Source organism: Butyricicoccus sp. AM78-15b2TA, assembly GCF_027665985.1.
In the GTDB taxonomy this organism is placed as follows: domain Bacteria; phylum Bacillota; class Clostridia; order Oscillospirales; family Butyricicoccaceae; genus Agathobaculum; species Agathobaculum butyriciproducens.
Genome location: NZ_JAQEHY010000001.1, coordinates 233,287 through 254,180 on the forward strand (window position 1 = coordinate 233,287; position 20,894 = coordinate 254,180).

Annotated in this window: 15 protein-coding genes and 1 tRNA gene; 7 read left to right on the forward strand and 9 right to left on the reverse strand. The window is 56.2% G+C overall.

What is annotated here, in order from left to right:
* Nucleotides 1-119 precede the first annotated feature (119 nt).
* The 3 genes from PGS25_RS01320 to PGS25_RS01330 all read left to right on the forward strand — a co-directional run bounded on the left by PGS25_RS01320 (nt 120) and on the right by PGS25_RS01330 (nt 5,626).
* Nucleotides 120-1,487, forward strand: a complete 1,368-nt coding sequence (locus tag PGS25_RS01320) for an MATE family efflux transporter (protein WP_270417411.1) — start codon at nt 120-122, stop codon at nt 1,485-1,487.
* 1,104 nt (nt 1,488-2,591) lie between these two features.
* A complete protein-coding gene (gene alaS / locus PGS25_RS01325) occupies nt 2,592-5,219 on the forward strand; it encodes an alanine--tRNA ligase (RefSeq protein ID WP_270417412.1) in 2,628 nt (875 codons plus the stop codon).
* 68 nt (nt 5,220-5,287) lie between these two features.
* The gene (locus PGS25_RS01330) at nt 5,288-5,626 is read left to right on the forward strand and encodes a histidine triad nucleotide-binding protein (RefSeq protein ID WP_118358512.1); all 339 of its coding nucleotides are present in this window, start codon (nt 5,288-5,290) and stop codon (nt 5,624-5,626) included.
* 270 nt (nt 5,627-5,896) lie between these two features.
* Here PGS25_RS01330 and PGS25_RS01335 read toward each other — a convergent pair whose 3' ends face one another.
* Genes PGS25_RS01335 through PGS25_RS01345 form a run of 3 tightly spaced genes read right to left on the reverse strand, consistent with a single transcriptional unit; the run spans nt 5,897 to nt 8,212 of the window.
* The gene (locus PGS25_RS01335) at nt 5,897-6,307 is read right to left on the reverse strand and encodes a peptide deformylase (protein WP_117751176.1); all 411 of its coding nucleotides are present in this window, start codon (nt 6,305-6,307) and stop codon (nt 5,897-5,899) included.
* Nucleotides 6,308-6,317: 10 nt separating this feature from the next.
* Nucleotides 6,318-7,004 carry an alpha/beta hydrolase gene (locus PGS25_RS01340; RefSeq protein ID WP_270417414.1) on the reverse strand — a complete coding sequence of 229 codons (687 nt, stop codon included), beginning with the start codon at nt 7,002-7,004 and terminating at the stop codon, nt 6,318-6,320.
* Nucleotides 7,001-8,212, reverse strand: coding sequence for a M20 metallopeptidase family protein (locus PGS25_RS01345; RefSeq protein ID WP_270417415.1), 1,212 nt, complete (start codon nt 8,210-8,212; stop codon nt 7,001-7,003). Before PGS25_RS01345 ends, PGS25_RS01340 begins: the two co-directional genes overlap by 4 nt.
* Before the next feature lie 278 nt (nt 8,213-8,490).
* On the opposite strand from PGS25_RS01345, the gene PGS25_RS01350 reads away from it, so the two are divergent.
* Nucleotides 8,491-9,693, forward strand: a complete 1,203-nt coding sequence (locus PGS25_RS01350) for a dicarboxylate/amino acid:cation symporter (RefSeq protein WP_118358504.1) — start codon at nt 8,491-8,493, stop codon at nt 9,691-9,693.
* Nucleotides 9,694-9,934: 241 nt separating this feature from the next.
* Nucleotides 9,935-10,010 (forward strand) — tRNA-Pro (locus tag PGS25_RS01355).
* 184 nt (nt 10,011-10,194) lie between these two features.
* On the opposite strand, the gene PGS25_RS01360 is transcribed toward PGS25_RS01355, so the two are convergent.
* The 4 genes from PGS25_RS01360 to PGS25_RS01375 are packed head-to-tail and all read right to left on the reverse strand — an operon-like array spanning nt 10,195 to nt 16,521.
* Nucleotides 10,195-12,564, reverse strand: coding sequence for an S-layer homology domain-containing protein (locus tag PGS25_RS01360; protein WP_270417417.1), 2,370 nt, complete (start codon nt 12,562-12,564; stop codon nt 10,195-10,197).
* Nucleotides 12,565-12,585: 21 nt separating this feature from the next.
* Nucleotides 12,586-13,842 (reverse strand): ABC transporter permease, encoded by a 1,257-nt coding sequence (locus tag PGS25_RS01365; protein ID WP_270417418.1) that lies wholly within the window; start codon nt 13,840-13,842, stop codon nt 12,586-12,588.
* On the reverse strand, nt 13,839-14,576 hold the full coding sequence (locus PGS25_RS01370; RefSeq protein WP_188885816.1) for an ABC transporter ATP-binding protein: 738 nt from the start codon (nt 14,574-14,576) through the stop codon (nt 13,839-13,841). Before PGS25_RS01370 ends, PGS25_RS01365 begins: the two co-directional genes overlap by 4 nt.
* Nucleotides 14,577-14,589: 13 nt before the next feature.
* Nucleotides 14,590-16,521 (reverse strand): HlyD family efflux transporter periplasmic adaptor subunit, encoded by a 1,932-nt coding sequence (locus PGS25_RS01375; RefSeq protein ID WP_270417419.1) that lies wholly within the window; start codon nt 16,519-16,521, stop codon nt 14,590-14,592.
* Between the two features lie 591 nt (nt 16,522-17,112).
* On the opposite strand from PGS25_RS01375, the gene PGS25_RS01380 reads away from it, so the two are divergent.
* Nucleotides 17,113-17,328: an alpha/beta-type small acid-soluble spore protein gene (locus PGS25_RS01380; protein WP_116705097.1), complete on the forward strand. Its 216-nt coding sequence runs from the start codon at nt 17,113-17,115 to the stop codon at nt 17,326-17,328.
* 54 nt (nt 17,329-17,382) lie between these two features.
* Here the strand turns inward: PGS25_RS01380 and PGS25_RS01385 are convergent, their stop codons facing one another.
* Nucleotides 17,383-17,553, reverse strand: coding sequence for a DUF4357 domain-containing protein (locus PGS25_RS01385; protein WP_270417533.1), 171 nt, complete (start codon nt 17,551-17,553; stop codon nt 17,383-17,385).
* Nucleotides 17,554-17,640: 87 nt separating this feature from the next.
* Nucleotides 17,641-19,356 (reverse strand): phosphoenolpyruvate--protein phosphotransferase, encoded by a 1,716-nt coding sequence (ptsP, locus tag PGS25_RS01390; RefSeq protein WP_270417420.1) that lies wholly within the window; start codon nt 19,354-19,356, stop codon nt 17,641-17,643.
* Nucleotides 19,357-19,564: 208 nt separating this feature from the next.
* On the opposite strand from ptsP, the gene PGS25_RS01395 reads away from it, so the two are divergent.
* A complete protein-coding gene (locus PGS25_RS01395) occupies nt 19,565-20,875 on the forward strand; it encodes a DUF1015 domain-containing protein (RefSeq protein ID WP_270417421.1) in 1,311 nt (436 codons plus the stop codon).
* Nucleotides 20,876-20,894: the final 19 nt, after the last annotated feature.

Consider the following 20,894-nt stretch of genomic DNA (forward strand, 5'->3'; position numbering starts at 1 on the left):
TATTGCCAAATCAAAGAAAATTCGGTATGCTGTTTACGGAAAATAAAAAAGCTGAGCCGGAACGATAGATATTGCGGTTCGTTCCGTCCGATCAGCTTTGAAGGCAAGGGGTTGTTGTAATGATAAAGGAAAAGACGTTTTATAAATCCTTTATGGTGCTGGCACTGTCGCTGGCGCTGCAAAACCTGCTTACCTACGGCGTAAACCTGATGGACACCATGATGCTCGGCCGGTACAGTCAGGATGCCATGGGCGGCGTAAGCCTGTGCAATCAGGTGCAGTTTCTGCTGCAGATGCTGGTCGTCGGTGCAGGTGAGGGCGCGGTCGTTATGGGCTCGCAGTACTGGGGCAAAAACAAGCTGGAGCCGATCCCTCACATTATCGGTGTGGCTTTGCGCTTCGGCGGTTCACTGGCGGTGCTGATGTTCGGCATTGTGCTGTTCTTCCCGCACCAGCTGCTGTCGCTGCTGTCCAACTCGCCAACGGTCATCGCGGAAGGTGAAAAGTATTTCCAGATCATCTGCTTTACCTATATTATCTTTACAATAACCAATATTCTGGTCGCGTCTCTCCGCTCGATCGGTGTAGTAAAGATCGGCTACATGATCTCGGGTTCGACGCTCATCATCAACGTGTGCCTGAACTACTGCCTGATCTACGGCCACTTCGGCTGTCCGGAGCTGGGTGTGCGCGGTGCAGCTATCGCAACGCTGGTTTCCCGCTGTGTGGAGCTGCTCATCGTTATCTACTACCTGAAGTTTAAGGAGCACAAGCTGAACCTGAGCCTGCGCAAGCTGGTTCACATCGACACCAGCTATGTGCAGGATTACATGCACGTTTCCCTGCCGGTGCTCATCAATCAGGCGCTCTGGGGCATCGCGCAGATGGTACAGACCGGTATCCTCGGTCATCTCGGCGGCGATGCCACGGCTGCCAACGCGATCGCGGTGCAGGTATATCAGGTTCTGTCGGTTGTCTGCTATGGCGCCGCGTCCGCATCCGGCATTGTGGTCGGCCGCACCATCGGCGAGGGCAATCAGCAGCGGCTGCATCCGCTCGTACATACACTGCAGATCCTGTTCGTCTCCATCGGACTGTGCTCGGGTCTTTTGATCTTCCTTCTGCGCGTACCGATCCTTGCGTTGCTCGGCGGTACGCTCACCGAAACCGCCTACAAATATTCGCTGCAGTTCATGATGGTGCTCGCCATCACAACGGTCGGCACCTCGTACCAGATGGCATGCGATAACGGCATCATCCGCGGCGGCGGCGACACCAAGTTCAGCGCCAAGATGAATATCATCAGCATGTGGCTTATCGTCGTGCCGTTCTCGGCAATGGCAGCTTTCTGGTGGAAGTTCCCGCCGGTTGTCGTGTTCTTCCTGCTCAAGTGGGATCAGCTGTATAAGATCATTCCCGTGGCTATCCGCCTGCACAGCTGGAAGTGGGTCAAGAAGGTTACGCGTCCGGATACCGCAGAAGGTTAAAATCGAATTTATCCTACCTCTCTCTTTGGAGCTCGCTATAAGGCGGGCTCCTTTTTTCTGCACCGAGTTTCCGGGGGCTACGAACCGCACAGGCGGTTCGCCCTGTCCGGGCGGGGGGATTTTCGCTTGCGAAGCGAACGGAACTGCGCTGACGCCGCGCTGGCGCACAAGAGGGTAGACACCTGCGGTTTCCACCCTCTTGTGAAACTCCCCTTTCCCTATTAGCACGGCGAAAATCGGAGAGCGGCGATCGCTGCGAAATAGGGGAACGGCAGTCGGGTTACCGCAGCGTGTCTTTCGCAACCTATTCGCAGTTCACAGATAGCGTACTGCTACACAGGCGGGCTACTCTGCGCACGGCGCGGCACACCAGTGCCGCGCAATTCGTTAGCGCGTTGTTATAGACAGAACCTGCGAAGATAAATGGTGCCGAACGCATAAATTCGTAGGTGCTGTACGTTGCAACGTGCAAAAGGGTTGCGCGACACGGTTATGTCGCGCCTGCGCAGATGAAATCACATGTGTAGCAGAACGGTATCTGACACTGCGAACAGGTTGCTCAAGAGGACGAACAACGAAGGCAGTCCGTCCGTAGTAGAGGAAAAATCCTCTGCCGTTCCCTATTTTCGGAGCGGTTGCCGGTCTCTGGTCTGCGCCAGACTATCTAACAAGGGAAAGGCAAGAGTTCAAAGAGGAAGGGAAACCGCAGGTGTCCCTTCCTTTTTGCCCCCGCGGCGGGCGCCGCACACTCCGCTGAGCGCAACTTTCCGCGATTTCGGTTGACAACTGCCCGCAAAAGTGGCATAATAGATACGCAATACAGAAAATGCGATGAGGAAACGAGTTTTCCATCCGCCGTTCTTCAGAGAGAGGACATTCGCTGCAAGTCCTTGTCCGGTGCGGAAAACAGCCACTTCCGAGCAGTCTGCAACTGAAACAGACCGTCCGATCCCCGATACCGGATTACTGAGATGAATATGGCATACCCATATTCAAATCAAGGTGGTACCGTGGAAGCATGCTTTCGCCCTTGAAGTCCGGGCGGAGGCTTTTTTCATTTTCTGTTTTATTTCCGTAAATTCTTTTTTGGAGGAATCAATTTATATGCAGTACAGAGGACTCAACGAGCTGCGCGAGATGTACCTCAGTTTCTTTGAAACCAAGGGTCATCTCCGCCTGCCGAGCTTTTCGCTCATCCCGCAGAACGATCCGTCGCTTCTGCTCATCAACTCCGGCATGGCGCCGATGAAGCCGTTCTTCACCGGCGAGCAGGAGCCGCCGCGCCACCGCGTTACCACCTGCCAGAAGTGCATCCGCACCGGTGATATCGAGAACGTTGGCAAGACCGCCCGTCACGGCACCTTCTTCGAGATGCTGGGCAACTTCTCCTTTGGCGACTACTTCAAGCGCGAGGCCATTCACTGGAGCTGGGAATTCCTGACCAGTCCGGAGTGGGTCGGCATTGACCCGGATCGCCTGTATCCGTCCATCTATGTGGATGATGACGAGGCATTCGAGATCTGGAACAAGGAGGTCGGCATTGCACCGGAGCGTATCTTCCGCTTCGGCAAGGAGGACAACTTCTGGGAGCATGGCTCCGGTCCGTGCGGCCCGTGCTCTGAGATCTACTACGACCGCGGCCCCGAGTACGGCTGCGGCAAGCCCGGCTGCACCGTCGGCTGCGACTGTGACCGCTACATGGAGGTATGGAACAACGTATTCTCCCAGTTCGACAACGACGGTCACGGCAACTACTCTGAGCTGAAGCAGAAGAACATCGACACCGGCATGGGTCTGGAGCGTCTGGCGTGCGTGGTACAGGGCGTTGGCTCCCTGTTCGACGTTGACACTGTGCGCAACATCACCAACAAGGTTTCCGAGATCGCCGGCAAGCACTACGGCGACAGCGATAAGACCGATGTTTCCCTGCGCGTTATCACCGACCACATCCGCTCCACCGTTATGATGATCTGCGACGGCGTTATCCCGTCCAACGAGGGCCGCGGCTACGTTCTGCGCCGCCTGCTGCGCCGCGCTGTTCGTCACGGCAAGCTGCTCGGCATTGACAAGCCGTTTATGTCCGACGTTGCTTCCACCGTTATCAACGAGTCCGGCGGCGCATATCCGGAGCTGGTTGAGAAGCAGAAATATATCCACAAGGTTATCGAGAACGAGGAAGCCAGCTTCAACAAGACCATCGACAGCGGTCTGGCTATCCTGAATGATAAGATCGCCGCTTCCGACGGCAAGGAACTGCCCGCTGCGGACGCATTCCAGCTGTATGACACCTACGGCTTCCCGATCGACCTGACCCTTGAGGTACTCGAGGAGCAGGGCATGACCACCAGCCGTGAGGAGTTCGACCGCCTGATGAACGAGCAGCGCGAGCGTGCCCGTGAAGACCGCAAGAAGATGGGTGACCTCGGCTGGCAGAGCGAGGATCTGGGTCTTGACAAGTCCATCAAGACCGCATTTGATGGCTACACCACCCTCGAGGAGTCCGCAAAGATCCTTGCTATCGTAAACGAGGGCGAGGTTTCCGGCGCAGCTGCCAAGGGCGAGAAGATCACTGTTGTGCTCGACCGCACCCCGTTCTACGCAGAGATGGGCGGTCAGATCGGTGACCACGGCGTTATCACCGGCAAGAACGGCACTATGACCGTTTCCGACGTGCAGAAGACCAAGGACGGCAAGTACATGCACATCGGCGTCGTTACCGAGGGCGAGCTGTCCGTTGAGGATGAGGTTACGGCTTCTGTTGATGCGGCTTACCGCCAGGCAATCTGCCGTGCACACACCTCCACCCACCTGCTGCAGAAGGCGCTCCGCGCCGTACTGGGCGACCACGTTGAGCAGGCAGGCTCCTACACCGCAAACGATCATATCCGCTTCGACTTCACCCACTTTGCAGCGCTGACCGCCGAGGAGCTGGCCAAGGTCGAGGATATGGTAAACGATGCGATTCTGGCTGGCAGCCCGGTTATCACCGAGGAAATGAGCATTGACGATGCCAAGAAGAAGGGCGCTATGGCGCTGTTCGGCGAGAAGTACGGCCAGACCGTCCGCGTGGTACAGGCCGGTGACTCCATCGAGCTGTGCGGCGGTACGCATCTGGACAACACCGCGAAGGCCGGTTCGCTCAAGATCATCGGCGAGGCCTCTGTTGCAGCAGGCGTGCGCCGTATCGAGGCCGTTACCGGCAAGGCTGTTCTCAAGCTGATGAACGACCGTCAGGCGGTTCTGAACGAGGCTGCTGCCGTACTCAAGACCAACCCGAACGAGCTGTCTGCCAAGATTGAGCAGCAGGTAAACGATATGCGTGCCCTCAACAAGAAGCTCGAGAAGATGGGCGCAAAGGTCGCTGCAATGCAGATGGTTGACCTGTTCAACGTATCCCGCAACATCAAGGGCGTAGACGTGGTTGCCACCAAGCTGGATGACGCATCTGCCGACATGCTCCGCACCATGGGCGATGACATCAAGAGCAAGAAGGAGAACATGGTTGCTGTTCTCTCCGCAGTCAACGGCGACAAGGTAAGCCTGCTTTGTGTCTGCGGCGCTGAAGCTGTTAAGAAGGGCGCACACGCCGGCAAGATCATCAAGGAAGTTGCCAAGATCGTTGGCGGCGGCGGCGGCGGCCGTCCGGACAGCGCAACCGCAGGCGGCAAGAATCCGGCAAAGCTGGAGGAAGCACTCGAGGCTGTCAACAACATCGTTGAAGCAATGCTGTAATAAACTTTAGGGGCAAGCCGCGGGAACGCTCTCGCGGCACTCCCCTTTCAGAAAGGAGCGATCATTCCATGGAAGATTGTCTGTTCTGTAAAATCATCGCGGGCGATATCCCGTCGAGCAAGGTGTACGAGGATGACCTCTGCTACGCCTTCAACGACATTGACCCGCAGGCTCCCACGCATTTTCTCGTGATCCCGAAGCAGCACATCAAGTCTGTGGCCGCCGTTGATGCGTCCAACAGCGCGGTTGTGGCGCACTGCTTTGAGGTTATCGCGAAGATTGCCAAGGAGCGCGGCATGGACAGCTTCCGCGTGGTCTCCAACATCGGAGAGCAGGCGGGTCAGAGCGTGTTCCATCTACATTTCCACGTCCTTTCCGGACGGGATATGACCTGGCCGCCGGGCTAAACCTTCTTCTAAGGGGGACGCTGTCCCCCTTAGATACCCACAAAGTTCCGTAGAAACTTTGTGGGATATCCCCCTCTCGTCTGCACGGCAGACGAGACCGTGCAACGGGGCACGGGCAGTGGAGAAACAGTCCGGCAAAGCTGGACTGTTTCAGGGAATTGAATCGGCGTACTGCGGTACGCCGCTGCCTGCGCTTGCGCGAACGGCAGAAAAAAGGCACACCGTTTGGTGTGCCTTTTTGTATACGTTGGTTTATGCTTTGCTTTTTCCTTAAATAATGATGCCGTTGCAATGGTCGATCTCATGCTGGATAATCTGTGCGGTCCAGCCGGTGAAGGTTTTCAGTCTTGTCTGGAACTTTTCGTTCTGGTACTGCACCTTGATGGATTGCCAGCGGCGCGTTTTGCGCGTGCCGGTCAGCGACAAACAGCCCTCCTCGGCCTCATAGCCGCCGGACTGCTTGACGATTTGCGGGTTGAACATCACCATGTACGTTCCCTCGTTATCGAACGCGATGATGCGCTTGTTCACGCCGATCATGTTCGCCGCCATGCCGACACAGCCGTCCTTATGCGCTTCGAGCGTTTCCAGCAGGTCGGTTGCGGTTTGGATATCGTCCGGCGTGGCCTGCTCGGCCTTCTGCGCTAAAAATTTCTCGTCTTTGCAGATTTCCTGAATCATATTGTGCTCCTTATTTATGTTTGCGTTCCCAGTCGGCCATAACGGCCAGCTGCTCCGGTGTGTGGAACCAGTGCTCGCCTTGCGGCACGATGATCAGCTCCGCACCGGATTGTGCCGTGTAAGTGCGGATAGTCGCCAAGTCAGTCATGCTGTCATTTTCGCCGTAGAGAATGTACTGCGGGCAGTACCAGTCCTTTGCCGGATGCGCACGCACCCAGCAAAGGTAGTCCCACGAGATCATATCCCCTTCCCTTGCGGGATACATGCCGCGCTCGCGCAGGATTTGCTCGGTAATGCCTGCCGCGCATATTCTGTCGCAGATCAAGCGCTCCATATCCACGATGGGCGACACGAACAGCGCTTTTTCCGGTGCGGCAAACGCCAGCCGCGCAAAATACGCCCCGATGCTGGTCGCGCGCACGTTTGTCGCGCGCCAGTGTGCTCTTGCGTAAGCCATCACGCGGGTGAGTTCGGGTGCGGCTGTCCATGGTGCAAATTCCTCATCCCGGTTTTGGCGTGTGCCGTGATTCGGCAGGTCGATGGACAAAACCTGTGCGTCCGGAGCCACGATTTCGGCAAACGGCAGGGCTTCTTCCTTGCAGCCGAATTGTCCGTGAACGAACAGCCACAGCGTGTCCGACGGCTCGCCGTACAGCACCGCCGGTGTGTTTTCGATGAAGAATTGTTCGGTTTTCATGCGTTACCCTCGTCTGCCAGCCAGTTCAGCGCGCACCATGTGTGCAGTGCTGCGCCGCGCGGCAGGATATCCTCGTTGAACACGACCCTTTCGTTGTGCATCGGCTCACCGAACGCAGGATTTTCCTGCTTGGTGCCTGCACCGATGAGCAGGTATGCGCACGGTAAATCGTAGGTGTAGGACGCAAAATCCTCCGAGCCCATGCCGCCCTCGTCCATCCGATAGACCAGCTTTTCACCGAACAGCGCCCCGGCAAGGTCTGCCATACGATTGGTCAGCGCAACGTCATTCCTGAGCGGCGGCGCGGACACAATCTCTTCCGTGACGGCTGTGCCGCGGAACGCTTGTGCGGTACACTGTGCGATTTCCCCGATACGGGTGAAGATCTGCGCAGACAGGTCGCGGTCAAAGCTGCGGATGGTACCCTCGAGCACCGCAGTCTGCGGGATAATGTTGGGCGCCTCACCGCCGGTCATGCGGCCGATGGTCACGACAGCAGGCGTTTTTGCGCCGATCTCGCGGCTGATGATCTCCTGCAGCGACAGGTAAATGTGGCTTGCGATATTGAGCGGGTCCACGCCCTTTTCCGGCATTGCGCCGTGGCATCCAACGCCGTTTACCGTGATGCGGAACAGCGTGCAGCCCGCCATAAACGTGCCGCGTCCGCACAGAACCAGTCCGGACGGCGTGCCCGAATTGACGTGCAGCGCAAAGCCTGCCTGCGGTGCCGGGTCTTTCAGCACGCCCGCCGAGAGCATGGCCTTCGCGCCGGTAAAGCCCTCCTCGTCCGGCTGAAACACCAGCTTGACCGTGCCGTTCAGCTCACCTTGGTACTCGCGCAGCAGCTTTGCCGCACCGAGCAGCATCGCCGCGTGCATGTCGTGGCCGCAGACGTGCATGCAGCCGTTCGCGGATGCGAAATCCAGTCCGGTCTGCTCGGTCACGCACAACGCGTCCATGTCGGCGCGCAGGAGCAGACAGCGGCCAGTCTCGGTGCCGGTTATCTCTGCGACGACACCGCCTGCCAGCTCGCGCGGCCGATAGCCCATCTCAAGCAGGCGTTTTTTGACGCAGGCTACAGTGTTCGGCAGGTCGGTGCCGACCTCGGGTGCAGCGTGCAGCGTCCGCCGGTCGCGGACAATATCCTCGCGGATGCGCTCTGCCGATGCAAGCACCTGCTCCGCCGTTATGGTTAAGGTTTGTGACATGATTTTTCCTCCCTTGTCGGTGTTTCTATGGCAATACCGCATAATTGGACAGAAGCGATTGTGGTATGCCTTAAGTATACCATAAATTGCAGAAAAAAACCGCTCTGTTTTTATTTGGCGCAGCCATTTCCCGTATTTGCCTTGACGAAACGCGCTGTAAATTGTATCATATAGGTATATCATTGTGTCCACATGGCAACTTGGCGGCAGCGTGACAGGCTGAGGAGAAATCCGCCGATGTCATCCAGATGCAACGCAAACAAAGGGAGTATGTAGGTATGAAAAAAATTCTAAACAGCCTGCCGTTCAAGCTGCTGCTTGGCGTTGCGGTGGGCATCGTGCTCGGTCTGGTGGCGAACGAGGCCGTGATGAACGTGGTCGTGACGATCAAGCAGGTGCTCGGTCAGATCATCACGTTCTGTGTGCCGCTGATCGTTATCGGCTTTATTGCGCCGTCCATCACCAAGCTGGGCCACAACGCATCCAGAATGCTGGGCATTGCGCTCATTATCGCATATGTGTCGTCGGTCGGCGCGGCGCTGATGAGCACGGCAGCCGGTTACGCACTCATTCCACACCTGTCGATCGTATCGCAGGTTGACGGCCTGCGCGAACTGCCCGAGGTACTGTTCCAGCTGGAGATTCCGGCGGTCATGAACGTGATGAGCGCACTGGCGCTGTCGCTGATGGTCGGTCTGGCTATCACCTGGACCAAATCCAAGATGATGGAGTCCCTGCTTGACGAGGTGCAGAATATTGTCCTCGCCATCGTCACCAAGATCATCATCCCGATTCTGCCGTTCTTTATCGCGTCCACCTTCTGCGGTCTGGCGTATGAGGGCACGATCACCAAGCAGTTTCCGGTGTTCATCAAGGTCATCATCATCGTTATGATCGGTCATTATATCTGGATGGCGCTGCTCTATGGAGTTGCGGGCGCATACTCGGGCAAGAACCCGATCGAAGTGGTGAAGCACTACGGTCCGGCGTACATCACTGCGGTCGGCACGATGTCCTCTGCAGCGACTTTGGCAGTTGCTCTGCGCTGCGCAAAGAAATCCACGGTGCTGCGCAAGGACATGGTTAATTTCGGTATTCCGCTGTTCGCCAACATCCATCTGTGCGGCTCGGTGCTGACTGAGGTTTTCTTCGTCATGACAATCTCGCAGATTCTGTACGGCAAGATTCCGTCTGTCGGAACCATGATCCTGTTCTGCGTGCTGCTCGGCATTTTCGCCATCGGCGCACCCGGCGTGCCGGGCGGTACGGTTATGGCTTCGCTCGGTCTGATCACCGGCATCCTGCTGTTTGACGGCACCGGCACCGCGCTTATGCTGACCATCTTTGCCCTGCAGGACAGCTTCGGCACCGCCTGCAATGTCACCGGTGACGGCGCGCTGACGCTTATTCTGACCGGCTACGCGAATAAGCATCATATCGCGGAGGAAAAGCGTGAGGTTGAGGCAGCAGAAGTTCAGTAATCAAATATGAGAAAAGGAGCCTGCTTTTGCGGGCTTCTTTTTTGTATCGGGAGAAAGCAGGTGCTATGATGGGAAAAGTGCGGTGTATCGCGTACGGTGCAGCGTATGCGATGGCTGTTTCGACTGCACCGAAAGCAAGCGCTGCAAAGCAAATTTTCTGCAAGAATTTTCACAAAACGCTTGACTTTTCCCTCCGGATTTGGTATCCTATTTAGGCAAGGTTTGATAGACCGTTGCAAATCCGGGTGTAGCGCAGCTGGTAGCGTGCTTGACTGGGGGTCAAGAGGCCGCAGGTTCAAGTCCTGTCACTCGGACCATGTAAAACCGCTTATTCGTAATGAATAGGCGGTTTTTTGTTGCTTTTGTGGCGTTTATGAATCTCGCAGACTGCATTAAAATCCAAGCCGAAACAAAACGGATGCCTCTCCAAGCACAGAGAAGCATCCGTTTTTTGCAATTTCAATTATTTAACAGAAAACTATAACCGCAGCACACAGCAAATCACGAAGCGACGATCACACGGATTTTTCCGCCGTTTTCCGCTGTTTTATTGGCGTATACGCGGAAGCTCGTGTAGTTGGATTTCGCCGTCTGCAGCGAAACAAACCGGTTCTGCTCCGAGACGTAAACGCCGATGTTCTCTGCCAGCTCGTAATAGCCGTCCTTGGTGCGGACACCGGAGGAACCGTCAAATGCCGACGACTTTACCGTGTCAATCAATGTCAGCTTGAGCGTATCCAGCGAGGTATTGACGATGCTTTCATCGGTTGAATACCCTCTGGGGACTGCAATCGGTACACCGCCCAGACCGCGCGGCAACGTGAGTACACGGAATGTGCTTTCCTCCTGCTTTGCACCGTCCCAATATTTCATAGAAACAAAACATGTATCAATAAATCTATTAGGATTATCTTTCTTATACCGTTCTTTTTGGTCAGAAGAACATTTAGACCACTCAATCCATTCTCCATCAATTTCCACCAATTCGTCGCTCTTAGGTGCACTATTTTTCCGCTTGCCATAGCCAATACCATAAATCCAGCTTTCTCCGGTCACATCGCCGAGGACGATATTGGTCACCGTTCCTGCATTATCCTGCACGGTATACTTAATCTGCGAAGCCGGAACCGAGGTCAGGTCAATATCGCTGACGTTGATTGCATTCAGCGGTGCGCCGGAGAGCACCTCCTCATACACGCGCACCTTGGAGGAAACGGCGTTACCGCCCAGCTTGCCCTCCGCAACAGACCAGTTTCCGGCGGTCTTTCCGGAAAGCGTGCGGCGAATCAGGTCTGCCCCCTCACCGGACTGGCTGACCGTAACAAGGCGACCCATCACATCGGTTTTTACGTCCTTGGCGATTGGAATATCCCGCAGGGTCAGACCGTTTGTCAGCGTGACCGTGGCCTTTTTCCCGTCAATTTTGGTGACAATGCCCTGCATCTCCGCGCTGACGTCCTTTTTCGGGTACGCAGCCGCAACATTGCCGTCCGCGTCAAACAGCAGCGTGATGTAATCGTTCAGCTTCATATCCTTGAACGTTGCCGCCGCCTCGGAGGAAACCGAGAATTTCTGTCCCAGAATATCCACCTGAGAGGGATGGCTGTACGTTGTCGAGTCGGTCTGATATTTGCCGCTCAGCCTGGTATCCGAAACGATCGCCTGACGGTTTGCGGCATCGAGCGTCACAACATCGTACTTTTTCAGCTTGCTCGCGTCGATCTTCGCACCGTTTTTGATGATCGTATACTCTGCCGGAATCCGGCGCGAGGTCGCCAGACCGTAAACAAACGAGTGTGCGGCGCCTGCTGTCGTTTTCGGCAGGACTGCCATCAGCTGCAGCACGCCGTACTCGTTGTAGTACAGGGTCAGCGTGTCGCCGGACTGCAGGTTCGCCCATACATTTTCATACTCGCCCATGGCATAATCGCGGCTGATATACAGCTTGGTTTTACGGTCCGGACGCAGTGTTCCGTTCGTGGTAACGATACGATCCGCTTCCGCATTGACAACCTCATAAGTTTCGGTCTTGTTGCCGTTCGGAATCACACCGACCGCAACCTTGCTGCTGCCCTTGCCGATAACGATCGTGCCGTACACGCCGATCATGCTGCTGTCCAGCGTACCGGCGGTCTTACGGGGAGATTCCGCATCCACAACACCGTCCTCATAGAACAATGCCGCATCTGCAGCAAGGCCGCTGTGTGTTTTTCCGGTCTCAAGCAGAATGCAGTCCTTGACCGTCGAGGACGCGACCTTGTCAAGCAGTGTGCTGCCCTCTTCTCCCTTTTTATCCGTATTCAGAGCGTTCAGCAGAAGCACCGCCGCATCTCCGCGCTTGACTGCGGCACGCGCATCCGCAATCGTGACACCGTCCGTCAGACCGATAGCCTGTGCCTGCGCGATATAGTCCGCAGGCCAGAACGGACCGACGTCCTCCTCTTTATAGCCCAGCATACGCAGCAGCATGGTGCAGACCTCGCCGTAGCTGACAATCTTATCCGGGCCGAAGCTGCCGTCCGCATAGCCGCGGATGATGGACTTTTCCTTCAGCTCCGGATGGCGTACTGCCGCGTTGATATACGGCGCTGCCCAGTGCGAATGCTTAACATCCGGAAAAATCGTGTAGCTGGCATACGGACTTACATCCGTCACACCCATGGCGGTAACCGCCAGCTTGCAGAACTGCGCCCGCGTCAGCGCCTTGCCCGGCGCGAAGCTGCCGCCGCCTACGCCCTGCATGATACCCAGTGCATCCAGAACGGCGGCCGTCTGCGATACCCTGCTGTCTGAAATATCGGTAAACACCGCCGAAGCCGGTGCAACCATAATCAAGCCTGCCAGACACAGGCTGACAAATCTTTTTTTCATTTTCCTACCTGTCCTTTCCTTTTACTGCGTCCGCAGCGCATCTACCGGCTGCAGATTCGAGGCTTTATTGGCGGGATACAGTCCGAAGATGATACCCAGCAGCGCAGAAAACAGAAATGCACCGATGACCAGTCCCGCAGAGGGCAGTACGGTGAACTGCTCCACGGTCGGCATGTAGCTGTTCTGCGTTTTCGCAAGCAGCAGATTGCCCAGCACCGCCGAAAGAAAGCAGCCGAGCACAATGCCGATCACACCGCCGCAGCACGAGACCACCGAGGCTTCTACCAGAAACTGCCCGATAATATCCCGCTTGCGGGCACCGATTGCCATGCGGATACCGATCTCGCGGGTGCGCTCGGTGACAGACACCAGCATGATATTCATGATGCCGATACCGCCGACGAGCAGCGAGATTCCGGCGACACCGCCGCCGAGCAGCGCAAGCATGTTGTTGGAGGACTCGCTCTGCTCCTGCCACTGGCTGTCCGACGAAGCAGAAAAGTATCCGTTTCCCGCCTCGCAGCGTCCCTGCATAAAGCCCGGCAGAAGCTCGTCTGTCAGCTCGGTAATCGCTTCCTTGTCCGCCGCCTTCACGATATACTGGCGGTCTGCCATGCCGTATACACTCATCATCGTGCTCTGCAGCGTGTACGGCATCACAATCATCTGATCGTCTGTATTCAGCTTACCGTCATACTTGCCGGCATACACGCCGATGACCTCAAAGCCCTTGCCGCCGATCTGCAGCTTCTGCCCGATTGGACTCATCGCCCCGAAGAAATACTTGCGCAGTGTTTCTCCGATCACACAGACGCGGGCGCGCGTGCGGCAGTCCGCAGCGGAAATATCCCGTCCGGCGGAGATCGCATGACTTGTCACCTCGCCGTAATGCTCGTTGCCGAAGTACATATAGGTGTAGCCGCTGTTGCTGTCGTTGTTATCCAGCCTTTTGGCCCGGTACTGGATGCCGCTGTTCTGCCAGTCGTAATACTGGCTCTGCGGCGACCATGCAGCGATTTTGTCGGACAGATCATTCGTTATATAGTCCTCAAACTCCTGCCAATCGCGGTTTTTGGCACCGTATCCGTAGATGTTGATGCGGTTGACGCCCATCGCCTCATACTGCAGACGCTGCAGCTTGCTCGTGCCCTGAATCGACGCCACGATAGCGATAACCGATGCCACACCGATGATGATGCCCAGCATGGTCAGAATCGAGCGAACCTTGTTGTTCAGAATGGACTTGAACGCCATGCGAACCGTCTGCATCCAATTCATACGGCCCCTCCTTTCGTGTCCGAAATGATCCTGCCGTCCTGTATCGTCACGATACGTTTTGCCATCTGTGCAAGATGGTTGTCATGCGTGATGAGGATGATGGAGGTTCCCTGCTCATTGAGTGCAGTCAGCTTGCGCATAATATCCAGACCGGAAGCAGAATCCAGATTGCCGGTCGGCTCGTCCGCCATGATGATCGGCGGTTTGGCTGCTACCGCACGCGCGATCGCAACACGCTGCTGCTGTCCGCCGGACATCTCGCCCGGACGGTGATCCATGCGCTTTTCCAGACCGACCGAGACTAACGCCTCCTGCGCCAGACGGCGGCGTTCCTCCCGCGGCATACCGCGGTAGATGAGCGGCAGCTCGACGTTTTCGAGCGCCGTCAGCGCCGGAATCAGATTAAAGCCCTGAAAGATAAACCCGATCTCCCGGTTGCGGATACCGGACAATACGGACGGCTTCATATCGCTGACCAGCTGCCCGTTTAGATGATAAGAGCCGTAGGTCGGAATATCCAGACAGCCGAGAATGTTCATCAGCGTGGACTTGCCCGAGCCGGACTGTCCCAGAATGCACAGGAACTCCCCCCATTGCACCTGCAGCGAGATGTCATCCAGTGCACGCACTTCGTTTTCTCTTCCTTCGTTGTAAATCTTGCTCATGCGCTGAACGTCAATTAACAATTCAGCGCGGCGCTCCGTGTCAGGAGTCTGCGCCTTTCTTTCCCACATAAGCGCGCCCTCCTTAACCGACGGACATACCGGCGGACATGCCGTCACCCGACATTTCGGCATACAGATCGCTCGGACCGGCGAGGAATACCTCGGTGCCCTCTTCCAGACCGCCGAGGATTTCCGTGTTGGTCGAATCGGCAATGCCGGTCTCGACCGGTACAAGCTGATAGTCTTCCGGAATGCCTTCAGTACCCTCGGGAATCGGCAGGGTTTCCTCAAACGGAATCTCGTTTCCGTTCTCGTCCGTCAGCGGCTTGGCGAATACAGCTGTGCCGCTGTCCGTGTTGACGATAGCCGACGACGGTACCATCAGGCAGCCGTAGGACGAGGCCGTCGTGATTTTATATTCGATCGACATACCGCTGTAAATTTTCTGTCCCTCCAGCGGATCCACCGAAATGACCGCCTTGAAGGTCGGCATGCTGCCCTGCCCGTTACTGGAGTTCTGTGTCGGCTCCAGCGCAACCGACTGCACCTCGCCGGTCAGCGAAATCTCGGAGCCGTCCGACGCGTACATCGTCATAGTCGCCTGCTGTCCCTGCTGCACCGAGCCGATATCCATCGAGGAGACCTCGGCGTTGACGACAATATCATTCAAATCAGCAACCACAACGAGCGTCTCCGAGCCGGTCGCCTCCTGTCCTTCAACGGCGTTCAGGCTGACAACAACGCCGTCTATCGGAGAGGTAACGGTCGAGTTCTGAATCTTCTGCTGCAGTTCGGCAATGTGTGCCCGCTTTTCGTCTGCAACCGTCTTTGCGCTGGCAACCGTGCGGTTTGCCGCCGCAATACCATTCTGCGCGGCTGAAATCTCATCCTTAGAAGCGTCACTCGACAGGGACATGATAAGCGCACCGCCGTTGTAGGTGCTGTAGCTTGTGCCGTTCAGCTTAATGATCTCGCCGCTTATCTGTGCGGTGACGGCTTCCTCGCGGCTGTATTCCAGTGTACCTGCGTTCGCCGGATAGATCGCACCGAGGCGTCCGGCATTGATCGTCGCTGTGGCTGTCATGCCCTTTGTCAGCGAACCGGGGTTATTCACCGTAATGCCGACGCGGATAACGCGCACACCTTCACTCGAAATCTGCTGCGCTGTCTCGACCGACGATACCGTACCGCTCACCTCGCTCATCGCAGAAGCGATGGATACCGTGGCCGCCTGTCCGGTGCGAATGCTGCGGGCATATTCTGCGCTAAACGCCAGCGTCAGCTTCATCTGACGGTCATTTACCATGTAGCCGATGACCTGTCCCTCGCTCACCTGCTCACCGACACGGAAGGACACATCCTTGTTGTCCGAATCCTTCGTCGGAATCAGTTTGCCGGTAAACGGCGCCGTGATGTGCAGACGGCTCAGTTTTCTCTGCGCCGCGCTCAAGTCGGACTGTGCCTTGGAGACCTCCAGCTGCGCGTCCGAGACACCGCGTTCCGCCTCGGTCAGCTCCTTCTGTGCATCCGCAAGCTCCTTGCGGGTTTCGGTCGGGTCGATCACCAGCAGTGGATCGCCGGTGTGCACCTCGTCGCCCTCGGCAACCAGCACCTGTGTTACCTTGCCCTTAACCTCCCGGCCAAGCTCCTCACGTTTTTTTGCAGCAGTAACGCCGCTTCCCTCTATGTAGGTCTCCAGATCGCCGCAGCTGACCGCAGCCGTGGTTTGCGTCACATTCTCCGTGCCCGCATCGCGGGATTTCACCACAGCCCAGATACCGCCGCCAAGCAGCAGCGCAACTGCCGCCGCCGTAATGCCGATACGCGCACCCTTGCTCAGTCTGCGCTTTTTGCGATTCATTTTGTCTGCGTATTTGTTGCGCTTGGGCGACGCCTCGGCTGCAGGCTCTGCCGCGATTTCATCCTGTACCGCAGGCACCGCCTGCGTCTGCTCTAAAGGCGATTCTTCCTGTTTTTTGTGTCTGCCGAATACCTTCTTTTCGTTTTGACTCATACTATGATGTCCTTTCTGTTCTCTATCCATTATTGATAAAGCGGCATAGCCGCCTTATTTCCACGTAAATCTGTGCTTGCAAAAGGTTAAGCATCCTAATTTGAGTGAATATGACTTTTTCAGCGACACCTCCACTGTCGCTTCCGATCGCTGTCAGACTTTCTCGGAATTCGTTCCCGTGTCCGCATATTGCACATTTGTGCATCGGACATGTATCACCATCATATTAGCATATTGCACAAATCCTTGCAAGACGTGTTTGCTTACAATTTAGTGAAAAACACATCCGGACGGCTGGGTGACGGGCGGAAACGACAAGTTAGAATAAACTAACCCATCTGCAGTATATACCGTAACTAATAAGGCTGTATATGTCTGTGCTTTCCTTTATTATATGAATAGAGCAGGTTTTATGCACTGTACGAAGGCAAATTTTCAACGCTTGTTTTCCTGCGCTGGCAAAACGCGTTTGCTTATCATATTTTCTGGCTTCCGTCACAGCATTTGCATCTCATATTTCGACCTTTGGTGCGCAACCTACTATCAGCAAAACCCAATACACCAAACCGAATCGAAAAGGAGCGAACAAACATGACTAACACGAAAAATGGTTCTAATCAGGGCATGGTACCGGAAGCACGCGCGGCAATGGATCGCTTCAAAATGGAGGCAGCTGCCGAGGTCGGCGTAAACCTTAAGCAGGGCTATAACGGCGATCTGACCAGCCGTCAGGCCGGCTCCGTAGGCGGTCAGATGGTGAAGAAGATGATCGAATCCTACGAGCAGAATATGGCAAACCAGGGCTAAACGCTTCTCTTTCCTGCGAAAAAAGGGACACAGAATCATTCCGTGTCCCTTTACTTATGCTTTCTCTGCCTGTCTGCGGAACAGCTCATCAAGTGTTCTGCCGCACTTGTCTTTCCATTTCGTCCAGCCGTTTGCGCTTACGCCCAAAACGAAACAGGCCGCCGCACTGGGCGAGGAAAACGACATGGATTTACTCAGATAATGCTTGTTATCCTGATAAACAATATCGTTTTCCGATACAAGTCAATTTCTATCCATCCGAACAGTGCAAAGCCGCCGCTTCACAAGGAAACGGCGGCTTTTTACTCTTGCTCAGGACTCTCTCCCGTCCGTGAAAATACGCTCTGCGTCAGACGCGCTTGCGCACGCGAGCAGCTTGTCAGCCAGTTCCCTGCATTCGTCGTAGGAGTGCTTTGCAAGGTCTGCCTTTGCTGCCAGCATTGCGGATGCCGACATGGACAGATTGGTCACGCCGAGACCGCACAGCACCGGCGCCATGCCGGCCGTGCCTGCCATCTCGCCGCATACGCCGACTTCGATACCGTTCTCGTTCGCTGCTTTGGCCGTCATGGCGATCAGGCGCAGCACGCCCGGATGCAGCGGACGGTACAGGTAGGAAATCTTCTCGTTGATGCGGTCGACCGCGCAGGAATACTGAATCAGGTCATTCGTGCCGATCGAGAAGAAGTCAACCTCCTTCGCCAGCACATCTGCGCAGACAGCCGCCACCGGAATCTCGACCATAATGCCGACCTTGACGTTCGGGTTGAAGGGTACGCCTTCCGCGGTCAGCATGTCCTTCGCCTGCTCGAGCACCTGCTTTGCATCACGCACCTCATCCACCGACGAAATCATCGGGAACATGATACGCAGATCGCCGTACTGCGCGGCACGCAGCAGCGCGCGAAGCTGAATCAGAAACAGCTCCGGCTGATTCAAGCAAATGCGGATCGCGCGGTAGCCGAGGAACGGATTCTGTTCCTGCTCCAGCGCCAGTGCAGGCACTTCCTTGTCGCCGCCGATGTCCAGCGTGCGGATGATAACCGGCTTGCCCTGCATGATCTCACACGCCTTCTTGTAGGCGGCGAACTGTTCTTCCTCGCTCGGCAGGTCAGTACGATCCATGAACAGAAACTCCGAGCGGAACAGGCCAACGCCTTCACCGCCAAGCTCCGCTACGCGGACTGCGTCATCCGGCGTACCGATGTTGCCCTCGATAATGACACGGCGGCCGTCCGAGGTCGCGCCCTCCTTATCCTTGTACTGCGCGAGCATGGCACGATGCGCCGCATCTGCCTTCTGACGCTCGGCAAAGTCGGCAAGCGTCTGCTCATCCGGCTGCGCCACGACTTCGCCTGCCGCGCCGTCGATCAGCAGCAGGTCGCCGTCCGCGATCTCATCCGCCTTCTCGCCGGCACCGACAATCGCCGGAATGCCCATCGAACGCGCCATGATCGCCGAATGGCTCGTGCGGCCGCCGATCTTCGTGATAAAACCGGCAACCGGCTTGCCGCCGATCTTCGCCGTATCGGACGGTGTAAGGTCGTTCGCCACAATAATGCACGGCTCAGTGATCGTGTCAATCGCGTTGTCCGCAATGCCCTTCAGATTCTTAATGACCCGCTGAGAAATATCACCGATGTCTGCTGCACGCGCCTGCATATATTCGTCGTCGAGCGCGCGGAACATCGCCTGAAAGTTCTCGCAGTTGACAAAGCACGCGTACTCCGCGCAAACCTTCTCATCCGTTACAATGTTTGTCATACCCTCGACAAAATCAGGGTCGTCGAGCATCATCAGATGCGCATCAAAAATTTCCGCCTCAGCCGCACCGATATTCTTTTCCGCATCGTCACGCAGCACTTCGATCTGCTGCTTGGCTTTTTCCACTGCGTCGAGAACGCGCTTGCATTCGGCTTCCGCATCGGCAACGGTCTCCTTAACGACCGAAAGATCTTCTTCCTTGATAACGAGAGCCTTTGCCTTCGCCAGACCCTCCGAAACGCCGATAGCCTTGAATTTAACCATGGGTTTTCCTCCGTTTTTACGATTGTATTTTTATACAAATTTCGCAACCAAACCTATATTATATTGTACAACATCCCTATACTTTCGTCAAGCAAATAAAGTTTTTTCTGCAAACCGACATTTATTTTTTAAAAACGAGTGCCGCACTCGGGATTTGTCTGCTATAATAGAGGCATTCCACACTACTTCTACTGGAGGAAGGATAATTATGGCTAATCGCTGCACTCGTATTCCCGAGATCATGTTTCCGCGTGAAGGCGTGGATCTGTCCAAGTGGGCAGTCATCGCCTGCGACCAGTACACCTCTCAGCCGGACTACTGGGCCGAGACTGATAAGACCGTCGGTGACGCACCCTCTACCCTGCGTCTGACCCTGCCGGAGGTTTATCTGGAGGACGCGGACGTTGCTGCCCGCACGGAGAAAATCCATCAGACCATGCAGCAGTATGTGCAGGACGGCACGCTGCGCACCCTGCCCGCCGGCGTCGTTCTGACCGAGCGCTGGTCCGGCGGCTCCTGCCCGCGCCGCGGCATCGTGCTGTCGGTCGATCTGGAAGCGTATGAATACACGCCCGGTTCCGCATCCCTCATCCGCCCGACCGAAAAGACGGTTGTCGAGCGTATTCCGCCCCGTCTCAAGGTTCGTCAGGGCGCATGCCTGGAGCTGCCGCACATCATGATCCTGATCGACGATCCCGACCGTCAGATCATCGAGCCGCTGTTCGAGCAGACCGCCTCTTATGACAAGCTGTACGATACCGACCTGATGCAGAACGGCGGCCATATCACCGGCTGGTTCCTGCCGAACGGTCCGGAGACCGAGGTCATCGAGGCCAAGCTCGAAGTACTCTGCGACCGCGAGACCTTCAACAAGAAGTACGGCTGCACGGATGCACAGGCGCTGCTGCCGTATGCAGTAGGCGACGGCAACCACTCCATGGCCACCGCAAAGGCGTACTGGGAAGAGGTCAAGAAGGACCTGACTGCCGAGGAGCAGGAGAACCATCCGGCACGTTTTGCACTCGTTGAGGTTGTCAACATCCATGACGAGAGCCTGATCATCGAGCCGATCCACCGTGCTCTGTTCGGCGTAGACGCAGATGAGCTGCTCGGCGCACTGACCGACTTCTACAACGGCGAGGGCTGCAAGGCTTACGTTGCCGATGAGGCTCCCAAGAGTGAAAACGTGCACTTCTTCCCGTTCTGCTCGGCGAACAAGTCGGGCGTGTTCGTTGTCGAGAACCCGAAGTGGGCCATTCCGATCGCTACCATCCAGACCGGTCTGGACGCTTATCTTGAGACCCACACCTCCGCGAAGATCGACTACATCCACGGCACGGACGTTGTTGTTTCGCTGGCGGAAAAGCCGGGCAACCTCGGCTTCATCCTGCCGGACATCGCCAAGAACGACCTGTTCCGCGGCGTCGTTTTCGACGGCGTTCTGCCGCGCAAGACCTTCTCCATGGGTGAGGCGCACGAGAAGCGCTACTACATGGAGGCCAAGACCATCGTAAAGTAAAGGCAACACCGCACAATTA